At 72.4% G+C, this 15,295-nt stretch carries 12 protein-coding genes; all 12 read left to right on the top strand.

The features are described from left to right. Positions 1 to 63: 63 nt before the first annotated feature. Positions 64 to 687: an OmpA family protein gene (locus WME98_RS17740; protein ID WP_437953997.1), complete on the top strand. Its 624-nt coding sequence runs from the start codon at positions 64 to 66 to the stop codon at positions 685 to 687. A gap of 302 nt (positions 688 to 989) precedes the next feature. Then, the gene (locus tag WME98_RS17735; protein ID WP_437952364.1) at positions 990 to 1,925 is read left to right on the top strand and encodes a DUF2894 domain-containing protein; all 936 of its coding nucleotides are present in this window, start codon (positions 990 to 992) and stop codon (positions 1,923 to 1,925) included. A gap of 13 nt (positions 1,926 to 1,938) precedes the next feature. Further along, positions 1,939 to 2,382 carry a hypothetical protein gene (locus tag WME98_RS17730; protein WP_437334326.1) on the top strand — a complete coding sequence of 148 codons (444 nt, stop codon included), beginning with the start codon at positions 1,939 to 1,941 and terminating at the stop codon, positions 2,380 to 2,382. A gap of 357 nt (positions 2,383 to 2,739) precedes the next feature. Next, a complete protein-coding gene (locus WME98_RS17725) occupies positions 2,740 to 3,558 on the top strand; it encodes a Stp1/IreP family PP2C-type Ser/Thr phosphatase (RefSeq protein WP_061628207.1) in 819 nt (272 codons plus the stop codon). A 116-nt stretch (positions 3,559 to 3,674) separates the two neighbouring features. Beyond that, positions 3,675 to 6,716: an excinuclease ABC subunit UvrA gene (gene uvrA / locus WME98_RS17720; RefSeq protein WP_437952363.1), complete on the top strand. Its 3,042-nt coding sequence runs from the start codon at positions 3,675 to 3,677 to the stop codon at positions 6,714 to 6,716. A gap of 545 nt (positions 6,717 to 7,261) precedes the next feature. Beyond that, on the top strand, positions 7,262 to 8,950 hold the full coding sequence (locus WME98_RS17715) for an IgGFc-binding protein (RefSeq protein ID WP_437952362.1): 1,689 nt from the start codon (positions 7,262 to 7,264) through the stop codon (positions 8,948 to 8,950). Positions 8,951 to 9,012: 62 nt separating this feature from the next. Further along, entirely contained in the window at positions 9,013 to 9,927 is a 915-nt protein-coding gene (locus tag WME98_RS17710) for a DMT family transporter (protein WP_437952361.1), read from the top strand. A gap of 210 nt (positions 9,928 to 10,137) precedes the next feature. After that, entirely contained in the window at positions 10,138 to 11,508 is a 1,371-nt protein-coding gene (locus WME98_RS17705) for a phenylacetate--CoA ligase family protein (protein ID WP_437334322.1), read from the top strand. Positions 11,509 to 11,721: 213 nt separating this feature from the next. Next, on the top strand, positions 11,722 to 12,444 hold the full coding sequence (locus WME98_RS17700; protein WP_437952360.1) for a ClpXP protease specificity-enhancing factor SspB: 723 nt from the start codon (positions 11,722 to 11,724) through the stop codon (positions 12,442 to 12,444). Positions 12,445 to 12,491: 47 nt separating this feature from the next. Next, positions 12,492 to 13,724: a branched-chain amino acid ABC transporter permease gene (locus tag WME98_RS17695; RefSeq protein ID WP_437952359.1), complete on the top strand. Its 1,233-nt coding sequence runs from the start codon at positions 12,492 to 12,494 to the stop codon at positions 13,722 to 13,724. Then, positions 13,721 to 14,539, top strand: a complete 819-nt coding sequence (locus WME98_RS17690; protein WP_061625968.1) for an ABC transporter ATP-binding protein — start codon at positions 13,721 to 13,723, stop codon at positions 14,537 to 14,539. The genes WME98_RS17695 and WME98_RS17690 overlap by 4 nt, the downstream gene beginning before the upstream one ends. Next, on the top strand, positions 14,536 to 15,294 hold the full coding sequence (locus tag WME98_RS17685) for an ABC transporter ATP-binding protein (RefSeq protein ID WP_020741170.1): 759 nt from the start codon (positions 14,536 to 14,538) through the stop codon (positions 15,292 to 15,294). The genes WME98_RS17690 and WME98_RS17685 overlap by 4 nt, the downstream gene beginning before the upstream one ends. Position 15,295 lies beyond the last annotated feature (1 nt).

Raw genomic sequence — 15,295 nt, 5'->3', positions numbered from 1 at the left:
CCGCGAGGGCGCGCGGCCGGTATCGGCGGCGCCCGTCGTGAGGAGGGCTCGGCCGTGTCCCTGATGCCGGCCGAGGACGAGGCGCCCGAGCAGGCCGCGGTGTGGCCGGTCTTCGGCGACCTCATGGCCTGCCTCTTCGGTCTGTTCGTGCTCTTTTTCGTGTGGGCGATCTCCTTCCAGGTCGACCTGACCCGCGATCTCGCCGCCGAGCGCGCCACCCGCGCAGCGGAGCGCGCGCGCCTGGAGGCGCTCGAGCGCGCGCTGGCCGGACCGCTCGCCGAGGGGAGGATCACGCTGACGGAGGGGCGCATCGGGATCCGCGGGAGCATCCTGTTCGAGCTGAACTCGGCCGAGCTTCAGCCGGAGGGGATCGCGCTGCTCCGCGCTCTGGCCGCTCCGCTGAAGGCGTACCTCGAGCATCATGACGAGCTGATCATGGTGAGCGGCTTCACGGACGACCGGCCTCTCACGAGCTCGTCCCGCGGCTATGCCGACAACTGGGAGCTCTCGGCGCAGCGCGCGCTCACGGTGACGCGCGCGCTCGCTACGGCGGGCGTTCCCGAGACGGCGCTGTTCGCGGCCGGCTTCGGCGAGCGGCACCCGGTGGCGCCCAACGATACCAGCGAGAACCGGGCGAAGAACCGTCGCGTGGAGATCTCGCCCATTCCACGGCGGAGCGCGCCCTGATGGCGTCCACGTCGGATTTTTCTCCGGCGGTGGTGGAGTCCGAGGACCGCCAGCGGCGTCTTCAATCCCAACCCCGGTCGGTCGACGGGTGTGAGCCTCAACCTCGGTCGGGGCGCCGCCAACCGCATCCGCGTCCACCGCAACCCCGGTCGGCCGCAGCGGCTCAACCCGGGTCGGCCGCGGCGGCTCAACCTGGGTCGGCCGCAGCGGCTCAACCCGGGTCGGCCGCGGCGGCTCAACCTGGGTCGGCCGCGGCGGCTCAACCCCGGTCCGCCGCGGTGCCACAACCTGGGTCGGCCGCGGTGCCACAACCCGGGTCGGCCGCGGCGGCTCAACCCCGGTCGGCCGCGGCGGCTCAACCCGGGTCGGCCGCCGCCCCCCAACCCGGGCCTCCCGCCCCCGCCGCCGCGCGCCTCGCCGCCCTCCGCGCCGCCGGCGCCCCCCGCTTCGATCCAGCCGGCTACCGCTTCATCGAGGCGCTCCTCGAGCGCGCCCGCGCCCTCGACGGCGCCGCCCGCGCGCGCCTCGACGCCCGCGCCTCGGCGCGGCTCACCGCCTTCGAGGCTGCCTTCCACCGCGCCCGCGCCGACGCCGAGGCCCAGCTCCGCGCCCTCGCCGACGCCGGCATCCCCGACGACGGCTCGCTCGCCGCGGCGCTCTCGCTCGGCGACCTCCCCGCCGTCGCCAGGGCCGCGCGCCGCCGCCTCCGCGCGCTCGCCGCCGAGCGGCAGACGACCGCCGTGCCCTCGCTCGCGCGCCTCCGCGGCGAGATCGCCGCGCGCGACGTGCGCCTGCCCGAGCCGCTCGCGCGCGATCTCGCCGAGCTCCCGTGCGACGGCGATGTCGTCGAGCGCCGGGTGAAGCGGCAAGCCCAGGCGCTCAGCAACGCCCTCTCCACGGCGCTGTTCCACGAGTCGCTGGTGAGCGCCCGCGCGACGCTCGCCGTCGCCCGCGCCGCCGACAACGTGCCCGAGGACGCCGGCCCCTACAACGCCCAGGTGCTCGCCGCCCGGGCGCTCTGCGCCGCCGAGCGCCTCTCCGCGCACTACCTGCGCGCGCTCGTGGCCAGCCTCCAGGACCTCGGCGCCCTCTCCGCCGCGCTCGAGCCGCAGCCCGCCAAGCCCGCCAAGCCCGCCCGAAAGAAGGCCGCCCCGCGGACCGCCGGCGACGCCGCCCCGCGCCGCGGGTCCGGCCGGTCCGTCCGAAAAAAAGAATCCCTTTTTCGCGGATCGCGTTAGGTAAGAAGTCGCCATGCCCCGCTCGCCAGGCCGACTGCTCGCCGCCCTCGCGCTCTCCCTGCTCGCCGCCTCCTGCTCCTCCGCGCCCGAAAAGGCGCCGAGCGGGCCGGCGACGCCGCCCCTCAAGCAGTGCGGCACCGAGGTCGTCAAGCACGCCAACGGCTACAACGGCGCGGCGCGCGAGTGCATCTGGCAAGCGTACAAGAAGCGCGAGCCGTCCGAGTTCACGACCACGCGGTACACCATCGAAGGCGACCCCGTCACCTACCGCCTCGAGGTCACGCTCACCGGCGTCGTGGTCGTCGTCGACAGCAAGGATCGCTACGCCCTCCAGGGCGTCTTCCGCCACACCTGCCGCAACCTCGAGCGCATCATGCAGGAGGGCTCCGAGGACCGGTTCGGCTTCGCGCTCAGCGCGTGCTCCGGCGGCGGCGCCGAGCGGCTCGCGGTCCCGTGACGCGCCCGCCGCTCGGCCCGGCCGCCCGCCGGCTCGGCGCGGCCCTGCCCGCCCCGCGGCAGCGCCAGACGTTGGAAACGGAACGCCGACGCGCGCGCCGCGCGAGGCGCCGCCGACCCCCGCGCGGACAGCCGAGGGCGGGCGCCGCCCGAGGCCCGATCTGGTGGACGCGACCGATCCTTGCCGCGTAGGCTCGCTCGAAGCAGTGAAGCGGGCAGCCACATGAGCAGACGATGCGTTCTGTGTCGCGCGATCGGTTCGATCCAGGCGCCGGAAGGGCGCGGATGACGGAGGATGCGCGCCCGTCGTTCGGCAGTTCGGCAAGGCGCGCCTGCGAGCGCGCCGGAGGGGAGCGCCGTGCAGCGTCACCTCGTTTTTGAAGCCGCCGGGATCACCCATCCTGGCATGGTCCGGGACACGAACGAGGACAGCTTCGCGATCCTCGAGTCGCGGGGGCTGTTCCTCGTGGCCGACGGCATGGGGGGGCGCGCCGCCGGGGAGGTCGCCTCGCGGATGGCGATCGACACCGTGCGCGATTTCTTCGACGACCCGGACTCCACCTGGCCTGTCGCGGTCAGCGTGGGGCCGCCCACGACGCGGGGCTCCGAGGCGCGCTACGTCGATCAGGGGCTCCCGCTGCTCGTCGCGGGCATCCAGCTCGCGAACGGCCGCATCTTCTCCGCGGCGCGGCGCGACCGGGAGAAGCGCGGCATGGGCACCACCTTCGCCGCCGCGCTCGCGCGCGACGGCTTCATCGCCATCGCCCACGTCGGCGACAGCCGCGTCTACCGCCTCCGCGATCACCGCCTCGAGCAGCTCACCCGCGACCACTCGCTGGTCAACGAGTGCATCCGGCTCGGCCACCTCCTCCCCGAGCAGGCCAGCTCGTTCCCGCTCCAGCACGTGATCACCCGCGCGCTCGGCACCGACGAGGCGGTCGAGGTGGAGACGCGCATCGACGCCGTCGAGAGCGGCGACGTCCTGCTGCTCTGCTCGGACGGCCTGTCGGGCGTGGTGCCGGCGCAAGATATCGCAAGTATTTTGGGGGAGCGCGCCGACCTCGCCGAGATCACCATGCGGCTCGTCAAGCGCGCCAATGAGAACGGCGGCCCCGATAACGTCACCTGCGTTGTCGTGCGCTGGCGCGCCGCTCCAGGCGGCCCGGCCAGGCGCTGAGCTGCGCGCCCCCCTGACATGTGGCGCAGCGCGCATTGCGCGTTCCTTGCCTGTTTTTCCATAGAACATCGAGTGCCGGACAGCGCGTCACCGTGTTAATGGCGGTGGGCAATCCAATGTCCGCGCGAACGAACGGATCCACACAGCCGCAGACCATCGCATCCACCCCCCGCGGCGGGGCGCTGGCCAGGTCCGGCAACGGCGGCGCAAAGGCCGCGCCGCGCGCCGAACCGCCCGCGCCGGGGCTCGCGCAGGTCGAGCCGCGGCCGGCGCTCAAGCTCCTCGACGCCGCGCGCGAGCCGGATTTCATCGAGGTGCTCGGCTCGCGGGAGCACAACCTCCGCATCGACCGGCTGGAGGTGCCGAAGCGCAAGCTCGTGGTGTTCACGGGGGTGAGCGGCTCGGGCAAATCGAGCCTGGCGTTCGACACCCTCTACGCCGAGGGGCAGCGGCGTTACGTCGAGACGCTGAGCTCGTATGCCCGCCAGTTCCTGGGTCAGCTCGATCGCCCGCAGGTCGAGCACCTGCGCGGCCTGTCGCCGACGATTGCCATCGAGCAGAAGAGCGCGTCGAGCAACCCGCGCTCCACGGTCGGCACGATCACCGAGGTCTACGATTACCTGCGCGTCCTCTATGCGCGCGCCGGCGAGCAGCACTGTCACCTCTGCGGCAAGCCGGTGAAGGCGCAGAGCTCGGAGCAGATCGTCGACGAGCTCCTCGCGATGCCGGAGGGCACGAAGTTCGTGCTGCTCGCGCCGCTCGTGACGCACCGGAAGGGGGAGTTCAAGGACCTGTTCGAGGAGCTCCGCGGCCGCGGCTTCGTGCGCGTCGAGATCGACGGGGCGCAGCACCGGCTCGACGAGGTGCCGCGGCTCGACAAGAAGCTCAAGCACACCATCGCGCTCGTGGTCGACCGGCTGGCCGTGCGGGCGGAGGAGCGCCAGCGCATCACCGAGGGGGTCGAGCTCGCGCTCCAGGAGGGGCGCGGCGAGCTCCGGGTCGAGGTCCAGGCCGACGACGGGCTGGCCGCGCGGCGGCGGCGCCCGGACGCCCCGCTGCTGTTCAGCGCCGCGCGCTCCTGCTGCGGCCAGAGCTTCCCCGAGCTCTCGCCGCAGAGCTTCTCGTTCAACAGCCCGCTCGGCATGTGCGGCGCCTGCAACGGCCTCGGCACCCGCCTGGAGATCGACCCGGCCCTCGTGATCCCGGACCCTTCGCTGTCGATCCGGGAGGGCGCGATCGCCCCCTGGGCGTCGGCGATGGCGCGCGGCGAGGGCTGGACGTTCCGCATCATCGACGCCGTGGCCAAGGCGTGCTCCGTCGACCTCGACGTGCCCTGGCGCAAGCTCGGCGCGAAGAAGCAGGAGACGGTGCTCTATGGCCTCTCGGGCAAGCGCATCGCGGTGACGTGGGGGAAGGAGGGGACCGAGACCCACGGCACCTGGGGCATGAAGTTCGAGGGCGTGATCCCGAGCCTGATGCGCAGGTTCCAGCAGTCGTCGTCCGAGTCGGCGCGGGACGCCTACCGCAAGTTCATGAGCGAGCGTCCGTGCGACGCCTGCGGCTCCAAGCGGATGCGCCCGGAGTCGCTCGCGGTGCGCGTCGCGGACAAGAGCATCGCCGACGTCACCGGCATGACGGTGAAGGACGCATTCGACCATTTCGCCCGGCTGGAGCTCCCGGGCAACCGGCAGAAGATCACCGAGGGCGTGCGGCGGGAGATCACGAGCCGGCTGAGCTTCCTCCTGAACGTGGGCCTCGACTACCTGACGCTCGATCGCTCGGGGCCGACGCTGAGCGGCGGCGAGGCGCAGCGCATCCGGCTGGCGAGCCAGCTCGGGAGCGAGCTGTCGGGGGTGATGTACGTGCTCGACGAGCCGAGCATCGGCCTGCACCAGCGGGACAACCAGCGCCTCATCGAGACGCTGCGGCGCCTCCGGGATCTGGGCAACACGGTGCTGGTGGTGGAGCACGACGAGGAGACGATCCGGGCCGCCGATTACGTCGTGGATTTCGGCCCGGGTGCGGGGCACCTCGGCGGGCGGGTGATGGCCGCGGGGACGCCCGAGGAGATCGCGCGCGACCCGGAGAGCCTGACGGGCGCGTACCTGGCGGGGCGCGCGCGCATCGAGCTGCCCGAGGCGCGGCGCGCGCCGCGCGGGTGGCTCGAGGTCCTGGGCGCTTCCGAGCACAACCTGAAGAACATCGATGTCCGGTTCCCGCTCGGGGTGCTGCTCGCGGTGACCGGGGTGAGCGGCGCGGGCAAGAGCTCGCTGGTGAACGGCATCCTCCTGCCGGCGCTCGGCCGGGCGCTCCACAACAGCACCGAGCCGGTCGGGGCCCACCGCGCGATCAAGGGGCTCAAGGCGCTCGACAAGGTGATCGCGATCGACCAGAAGCCGATCGGCCGCACGCCGCGCTCGAACCCCGGGACGTACACGAAGGCGTTCGACCAGATCCGCGAGATCTTCGCCGAGCTGCCGGAGTCGCGCGCGCGCGGCTACGGCCCCGGGCGGTTCAGCTTCAACGTGAAGGGCGGGCGCTGCGAGGCGTGCAGCGGCGACGGCGTGGTGAAGGTGGAGATGCACTTCCTCGCCGACGTCTACGTCCCCTGCGAGGTGTGCGCCGGCAAGCGGTACAGCGCGCAGACGCTGGCGGTGCGGTACAAGGGCAAGAGCGTCGCCGACATCCTGGACACCAGCATCGAGGACTGCGTGCGGCTCTTCGAGCACCACGTGGCGCTGCGGCGGGTGCTCGACACGCTGGTCGAGGTGGGCCTCGGGTACATGAAGATCGGCCAGAGCGCGCCGACGATGAGCGGCGGCGAGGCGCAGCGCGTGAAGCTGAGCCGCGAGCTCGGCAAGAGCCAGACGGGGCGCACGCTCTACGTGCTCGACGAGCCCACGACGGGGCTGCATTTCGAGGACATCCGCAAGCTCCTCGGCGTGCTCCACCGGCTCGTCGAGGCGGGGAACACGGTGGTGGTCATCGAGCACAGCCTCGACGTCATCAAGTGCGCCGACTGGGTGATCGATCTCGGGCCCGAGGGCGGGGCCGGCGGCGGCCGGGTCATCGCCGAGGGGACGCCGGAGGACGTCGCGAAGGTGCCTGCGTCGTACACGGGGCAGTTCCTGCGCCCGCTGCTCACGGCGCGGTCGTAGCGCGTCGGCCAGGGGCGTCAGGGGGCTTCCGAGACGCCCGGCCCCCGGGGAGGGAGCTCGTCGCGCGGGGCGCGGGCGGGCTGAACTCGCCTGGGACGTCCTGTGCCCGTCGTGCTGCGCACGACAGACACAGGACGTCATTGGGGCTCAGACACCAGCCCGCCCGCACCCCGCGCGACGAGCTCCCTCCCCGGGGGCCTACGGCAGGCGCAACCAGGAACGGGCGAAGCGATATCGTACGATCTGTCCCGTCTGTGACCTTTGCTTCTTATCGGTGGTTGCTCCAGGATTTCCTCGGTGTTCCGCGATAGCGATCGCGACACAGAGGCCCAGCGTGCTTGCGCCGCGGCACAAAAAAGCGTAGCCGGGATCGATGGACACCAACGTGTCCAGGGGTGCGAAAGCGCTCGACCATTTACTTCATCGATCCACTGGAATTTGCATTCCACCCGGGCTGTCGCACAGGCCCCTGTGCTCGAAGTCCGTTGACGGGAGGGCCCATGCAGTACTCGAAGCACACTCTGTTTCTCGGCCTAGGACTGTTGGTGGCGGCCGGCTCCGCGGCCGCATGCTCCGCCAGCGGCTCGTCCGCGGGCCCCCCTCGGCCTGGAAACACCTCCGGCGGCGGCTCGGGCGACGGCGGATCCTCCACGAACACGAACACGAGCACCAACGGAAACGCCGGCTCCACCAGCACCGGCGACGACATCGGCACCGGCACCGGCGGCAGCGACCCAGGCCCCGAGCTCATGGGCGACCCGAAGACGTGCGCGGAGGCCGCCGCGAACAAATCCTATATCGGGTGCGACTTCTGGCCCACGGTCACCGCGAACATCGTGTGGTCGATCTTCGACTACGCGGTCGTCGTCGCCAACGCGGGCGACGAGGTGGCCGAGGTCGAGGTGACGCGCGACGGCGCCTCGGTGGCGCACGCCGAGGTCCAGCCCAACAGCCTGGCCAAGGTCTACCTCCCCTGGGTCCCCGAGCTGAAGGGGCCCGACGCCGGCGTGTGCGCCTCGGGCGAATCGCTCAGCAGCTCCGTTCGCGTGGACGGCGGCGCTTACCACCTCGTCTCGACCCGGCCGGTCACGGTCTATCAATTCAACGCGCTCGAGTACAAGGGCGCCGGGGGCCCGGACGGGAAGAACTGGTCCTCCTGTCCCGGCCTCCGAATGTGCCCTTCCAGCGGGGCCCCCTACGGCTGCTTCTCCTTCACCAACGACGCCTCGCTGCTCCTGCCGAGCACCGCGATGACCGGCAACTACCGCATCACCGGCCAGCAGGGCTGGAGGAGCGCGTCGATGGGCGGCTACGCGGTCATCACCGGCATCCAGGACGGCACCAGCGTCACGGTGAGCCTCGCCCAGGGCGCCTCGGTGATCGCCGGCGACGACATCCCTGCGACGCCCGGCGGAGGCAGCTTCACCGTCGACCTCGACGCGGGCGATGTCGTCGAGATCCTCGGGACCCCGAGCAGCGATCTCAGCGGCAGCCTCGTCACCGCCACGCGCCCCGTCCAGGTGCTGACCGGCATGTCGTGCGTGCAGTCGCCGATCGGCTACAAGGCCTGCGACCACATCGAGGAGTCGGTGTTCCCGGCCGAGACCCTGGGCAAGCGTTACTTCGTCGCCGTCCCGACCTCGCCCGGCGGCGAGGTCTTCGGTCACGTCGTGCGCCTCTACGGCAACGTCGACGGCACGGCGCTGACCTACCCGTCCGGCCGGCCGGACGGCGCGCCGACCTCGATCGACGCCGGCCAGGTCGTCGACCTCAGCGTGGTGAAGCGGGATTTCGAGGTCGTGGGAGATCACGAGTTCGCGGTCAGCACGTTCATGCTGGGCGCCGAGATCGTCGACCGCGACACCGCCCCCCCCGACCAGAAGGGCGACCCGTCGCAGAGCCACGCCACCGCGGTGGAGCAGTACCGCACCAAGTACGTCTTCCTCGCGCCCAGCGATTACGACGAGAGCTACGTCGACGTGATCCAGCCCCTCGACGCCACGATCATGCTCGACGACGACGCCGTCGACGTCGAGCCGACCCCGATCGGCAACGGCTCCGGCTTCGGCGTCGCGCGCATCCCGCTCGGCCCGGGCAACGACGGCGCTCACGTGCTGACCGCCTCGGCCCCCGTCGGCATCCAGGTGATCGGCTACGGCTCGTACACGAGCTACCAGTACCCGGGCGGGCTCAACCTCGTCCTCATCGCGCCCCCTCCGCCCCCGCCCAACTGACCCCGCCGGCGGGGCGCGCCTCGCTGGTTGTCTTTCCCGGCCGGCTGACCTAGCAGCATCGCATGGCGGCCAAGCAGCGCGTCACGGCCCGGAGCGCCGCCCTCTTCGTCGTCCTGGCCAGCCTCGCCTTCGCCGCGAGCGGCCCCCTCGCCCGGTACGCGCGCCCGGTCCACCCGCTCTTCGTCGCCTTCGGCCGGGTCGTCCTCGCCGCGGTCGCGCTCTCCCTGCTCGACCTGCGCGCGATCGCCCGCTCGGCGGCCGGCCTCTCGCTGCGCCAGCGCGCCGCCGTCCTCGGCGCGGGCCTGCTGCTCGCCCTCCACTTCGCGCTCTTCCTCTGGGGCCTCGACCGCACCTCCATCGCCGCGGCGCTCTCGCTCATCTCCCTCGAGCCGCTCGCCGTCGTGCTCTGCGCGTGGGCGTTCTTCCGCGTCCGCCCCACGCGCGCCGAGCAGGCCGGCGTGCTCCTCGCCACCGCCGGCGCGCTCGTCATCGCGAGCGCGGCCGGCGCCGGCGAGCACCGGCTCTCGGGCGACCTCATGGTCGTCGGCGCCACCGTCCTCTACGGCCTCTACGTGTCCTTCGCCCGGGCGCTCCGCGACGCCCTGCCGGCGCGGAGCTACGCGGCGCTCGTCTACGCGAGCGCCGCCGTCTTCCTCGCGGCGGCGCTCCCCGCCGCGCCCGGCGCGCTCGAGGGCGTCGCCCCGCCGCCGGCCCACGCCGCCGTCGCCATCGTCGCGCTCGCGCTCGTCCCCACCCTCGTCGGCCACACCGCGGTGCAGGCCGCCGCGCGCCGCATGTCCCCGTCGATCATCGCGCTCGTGTCCCCCGGCGAGACGCTGGGCGGGATCCTGATCGGCGCCCTGTGGCTCGGCGCCATCCCCACGACCACGGAGATCGCCGGCGCCGCGATCATCCTCGCCGGCGCCACCGTCGCCATCTTCGGGTCGAGCCCGCCCGCGGCCAGCAGCGCAGGCTGACGCGCCCTCCGGCGCCGCGTCCGACGGAACATCGCTCGTCCGATGGAAGCGTGCCTGTGCGGCGATCGATCGAGGAGCCCCCGGCCGCGCCAGGACGGAAGCCGCCGGCGCGCGCCGCTCCGGTCGGATTCCTCGCCACGAAGACGCGGATTCGCGGGAGACCCGCCGGCGCGCGCTTGACGGTGGAGGATTCGATAGAACGCTCTCCCCATGTACGGTGAGCTGTTTCGAAACATCCTGTTTCCGCTCTACGAGACCCGTTTGCGGGGCAGGGAGACCCTGAAGCACCTGGAGGACCTCGAGCGCTCTCAGTGGCTGTCGGAAGACGAGACTCGCGATCTCGGCTTCCGGCGGATGCTCGCCGCCCTCCATTTCGCCGAGCAGAACGTCCCGTTCTACCGCGCCCGGTTCGCCGAGCACGGGGTGCGCGTCGCCTCGGTGAAGGCGCCGGAGGACCTCGTGCGGCTCCCCGTGCTCACGCGGGCCGACCTCCGCGCCCACGGGCCGGAGCTCCTCGCCGAGGGCTTCGTCGGCAAGCTCTACTCGAGCGGCACGGGGGGCTCCACGGGCGAGCCGGTGCGGTTCCGCTTCGACCACCGCACCTACGAGCGCCGCGTCGCGGCCGCCATGCGGTCCGACGGGTGGGCGGGCGCCCGGCTCGGCGACAGGGAGCTCCACCTGTGGAGCACCCAGTTCGGCGAGACGCTCGCGAAGAAGGCCAAGCGCTCCCTGCACGAGGCCATCCTCCGCAAGAAGATGGTCAGCGCCTTCGATCTGTCCGAGGCCCGGTTCGCCGCGCTGCTCGACGAGATCGCGCGGTACCGGCCGCAGCTCATCGTCGGCTACACGAGCGCGCTGTACCACGCGGCCCGCTACGCGCTCGCGGAGGGGCGCGCGCTCCCTCCGCCGCGCGGCGTCGTCACCAGCGCGGAGCGGCTCTTCGCGCACCAGCGCGAGGCGATCGAGCGCGCGTTCGGCGCCCCGGTCTTCGACCGGTACGGCTGCCGCGAGCTCATGCTGATCGCGGCGGAGTGCGAGCGGCACGAGGGCAAGCACATCCACATGGAGGGCGTGTACGTCGAGCTGCTCCGCGACGGGCGGCACGCCCTCCCGGGCGAGCCGGGCGAGGTCGTCGTGACCGACCTCGTCTGCCGATCGATGCCCCTCATCCGCTACAAGAACCAGGACGTCGCGATCGCCGCCGGCGCGCCGTGCGCGTGCGGCCGCGGGCTGCCGATGCTCGCCTCGGTGGAGGGCCGCGTCCTCGACCTCCTCGTCGGCCCCGACGGCCAGCTGCTCGCCGGGGAGCTCTTCCCGCACCTCATCAAGGACCAGCCGACGATCGCCCGCTACCAGGTCTACCAGGACCGGCGGCGCGCGATCACGGTCCGGCTCGTGCCCGCCAAGGGCTTCCAGCCCGAGACCGCGCGGCTCATCGAGCGCACCGTCCGGCAGCACCTCGGCGAGCGCGCGGAGATCTGCGTCCAGATCGTCGATCGGATCCCCCTCACGCCCGGCGGCAAGCACCGGGTCACCGTCTCGGAGGTCCCCGTCGAGCTGAGCCGGCGACCCGCGGCGTGAGGTGCGCCCTGGTGCGCGGGTGTGCCGCGAGGCTCGAGCGCCTCGGCGCCGGCCGCGCGCGCGGATGCGGACTACGGCGAGCTTTCTACAGAGCTGCTGGAGTCGCCTGACGGCTTTCGCGCCGCGGCCCGCTCACCGGCGCGCCGCCGTTCGCCCGAGGGCCCGAAGCGCTGGCGGAGCCGCGCGGTCCGGGGTATTGGGCAGAGCAGTACGATGTCCGACGTGCAGAGACCGCTTCCGCCGAAAAAGGACGTCGCGCTGGCCCTCCTCGAGCGAGAGCCGAGCGTGTTCATCCACCTCGACCCGCGCCGGCCCGGTGTCTCCGTCCCCAAGTGGTTCACGGGGCAGCCGCAGCTGATCCTCCAGGTCGGCATGAACATGGCGATCCCCATCCCCGACCTGAAGGTGGACGACGACGGGATCAGCTGCACGCTCTCGTTCAACCGCGCGCCGTTCTGGTGCCGCCTGCCGTGGCACGCGATCTGGGCGCTCGTGAGCGAGGACCAGCGCGGCATGGTCTGGCCCGAGGACATCCCGGCCGATCTCGCCGCGCAGAAGCAGCAGCGGCCCGGCGCGGCCCCGCAGAAGCCCCAGAAGCGGCCGCGCCCCCGGCTCGCCGCCGTGGCGCCCCCGAGCAGCGACGAGGAGCGGAGCGACGACGCGGCGGACGACGAGGCGCGCGCGCGCGACAAGGCGCGCCGCCCCGAGCTCGAGGCCGTGGAGCCCGCCGAGCGCCGCGGCGAGCCCCCGGCGCGCGACGCCGGCGCGGCCGTCAGGCCGCTCGCGCCGGTGCCCGCCCCGGCCCTCGCGCCGGCGCGGTCGACCGAGGCGGAAGACGACGATTCTGGCACCTCCGGTGAGCCTGAGCCCAGACCGCAACCAGGGACGGGCAAGCCGAAGCGCGAGCTGCCCCCCTATTTGCGCGTTATCAAGTAACGCTCCCGCTTGACGGTGCGGCCCGGCCAAATCAACTGTGGCCGGCCATGCCTCGACCGTTGAAGCGCGTCATCACGGCGCTCGTGCTCCTCGGCGTCGTCGTCGCCCTCGAGTTCGGCTTCGAGACCCTCTTGCCGGACGCCGCCTGGCGGCAGCTCGCCCTGTTCGCGATGGTCAACGTCATCGCGGCGCTCTCGCTCAACGTCATCAACGGCATGGCCGGCCAGTTCTCGATCGGCCACGCCGGCTTCGTCGGCATCGGCGCGTACACCGGGGCCATCGTCGCCGGCAACCTGCACCAGCAGCTCGGCGGCGGCGATCCGCTCTTCGGCAACTCGTTCCTCGTGATGCCGCCGGCGCTGCTCGCGTCCGGGCTCGTCGCCGCCCTGTTCGGCCTCGTGGTCGGCCTGCCGAGCCTCCGGCTGCGCGGCGACTACCTCGCGATCGTGACCCTCGGGTTCGCCGAGATCTTCCGCCTGACGATCGCCACGGCGACGACCGGCGCCGCCGACCAGGGGCCCATCGGCAAGCTGCTCGCCGCGCTCGGCGGCCCGATCGGCTACGCTGGCCCCGACGACACCGGCGTCCCGCAGTACGCCGGCCCGTTCTGGATCTTCGGCGCCGTCGCGCTCATGACCATCGTCGCCTGGCGGCTCAAGTTCTCCGGCTGGGGCCGCGCGCTGCGCGCGCTCCGCGAGGACGAGATCGCCTCCGCCGCGGTGGGCGTCGATCCGACGCGCTACAAGGTCACCTCGTTCGTCATCTCCGCCGCCGGCGGCGGCATCGCCGGCGGCCTGCTCGCCTCGATGCGCGACGGCAACCCCACGGTCCAGCCGGACCAGTTCACGTTCAACTACTCGTTCGACGCGATCACGATGGTGATCCTCGGCGGCTCGGGCAGCGTCAGCGGGTCGATCGTGGGCGGCGTGCTCGTGACCTTCACGGTCAAGCTCATCGAGCAGCTCCAGGGCCTCGACAGCGTCCTCGCGCTGAAGGCGGCGTACCCCGCGCTCGATCTGAACGCCCTCAGGATGGTGCTCTACGCGGCCATCCTCATCGGGCTGATGATCCTGCGCCCCGAGGGGCTCTTCGGCGAGCGCGAGCTCTTCGGCCGGCGCGCGGCGCGGCCGCAGCGCGCGCCGGTCGGGCCGGCCGAGCCCGTCCCCGCCACGACCGGCGCCGAGGCGGCCGCCGAGCGCGCGGGCGCGCCGCCAGAGGAGAGGCCGCCCGGCACCGCCGTGGAGCGCGAGACCAAGCCGGCCGGGAGGGAGTTCGAGTGAACCTCGATCTGAAGGGTGTGACCAAGCGGTTCGGCGGCCTCAAGGCCGTGGGCGGCGTCTCGTTCACCGTGCCGGAGCGCTCGATCTTCGGGCTCATCGGCCCGAACGGCGCCGGCAAGACGACGGTGTTCAACCTGATCACCGGCGTCTACAAGCACGACGAGGGCTCGATCCGCTTCGGCGGGACCGACCTCGCGCCGCTCAAGCCGAGCCAGATCGCGCACCTCGGCATCGCCCGCACGTTCCAGAACATCCGCCTCTTCGGCCAGCTCACCGTGCTCGAGAACGTGCTCGTCGCCTGCGAGAACCTGCGCAAGGCGACGCTCGCCTCCGCCCTGCTCCGCTCGCGGTTCTTCTACAAGGACGAGCAGGAGATGACCGAGCGCGCGCTCTCGCTGCTCTCGGTGTTCAAGCTCGAGGCCATGGCCGACGAGATCTCGACGTCGCTCTCGTACGGCAACCAGCGCCGCCTCGAGATCGCGCGGGCGATGATGCTCAAGCCGAAGCTGCTCCTGCTCGACGAGCCGGCGGCCGGCATGAACTACGGCGAGGCCGAGGGGCTCAAGCAGCAGATCCGCTGGCTGCGCGACACCTTCGACGTCACGGTCGTGCTGGTCGAGCACAACATGCAGGTCGTGATGGGGGTGTGCGAGGAGCTCCACGTCCTCGACCACGGCGAGACCATCTCGCACGGCACCCCGGAGGTCGTGCGCAAGGACCCGAAGGTCCTCGCCGCCTACCTCGGCGAGGAGGTCGACGAGGACGCGGCCGAGGCCCGCCCCGCGGCCGGCGCCGCGGCAGAGGAGCCCGCATGAAGACATCGCACCCGACGCGGCAGCCCCCCTCGGTGGCGCCCGGCGAGCCCCTGCTCGTCGTCGACGATCTCGCGGTCAGCTACGGCGGCATCCGGGCGCTCAAGGGCGTGAGCCTCGAGGTCCGGCGCGGCGAGATCGTCGCGATGATCGGCGCGAACGGCGCCGGCAAGACGACCACGCTGAAGACGATCGTCCGCCTCCTGCCGATCGCCGCCGGCCGCATCCGCTACGACGGCAAGGACCTCGCGTCCGTCTCGACCGAGGAGCTCGTCGCCGCCGGCGTCTCGCTCGTCCCCGAGGGGCGCGCGATCTTCTCGAACCTCACCGTCCGCGAGAACCTCGAGCTCGGCGCGTGGTGCCACAAGCACGGCCCCACCATGGGGGAGACCGTCGACGACGTGGTGAAGCTCTTCCCCCGCCTCGGCGAGCGCATGCACCAGCACGGCGGCACGCTCTCCGGCGGCGAGCAGCAGATGCTCGCGATCGGCCGCGCCATGATGGGGCGCCCCGCCATGCTGCTCCTCGACGAGCCCTCGCTCGGCATCGCGCCGCGGCTCGTCGCCGACATCTTCGAGTCGATCGCCAAGATCGCGGCGTCAGGAACCACCGTACTCCTCGTTGAGCAAAACACCCGACTCGCGCTCAAGTATTCGACGCGCGCATACGTGCTCCGTACTGGGCAGATCGCCATGAGCGGCGACTCCAAGGATCTCGCGGCGAACGAAGAGATCCGCGCGGCCTACCTCGGCGGCTGAG

It is taken from the genome of Sorangium sp. So ce296, from assembly GCF_051529605.1.
Lineage (GTDB): Bacteria > Myxococcota_A > Polyangia > Polyangiales > Polyangiaceae > Sorangium > Sorangium cellulosum_D.
The sequence above is the reverse complement of the archived record's forward strand: the minus strand, read 5'-3'. Positions and strand labels throughout refer to the sequence as shown.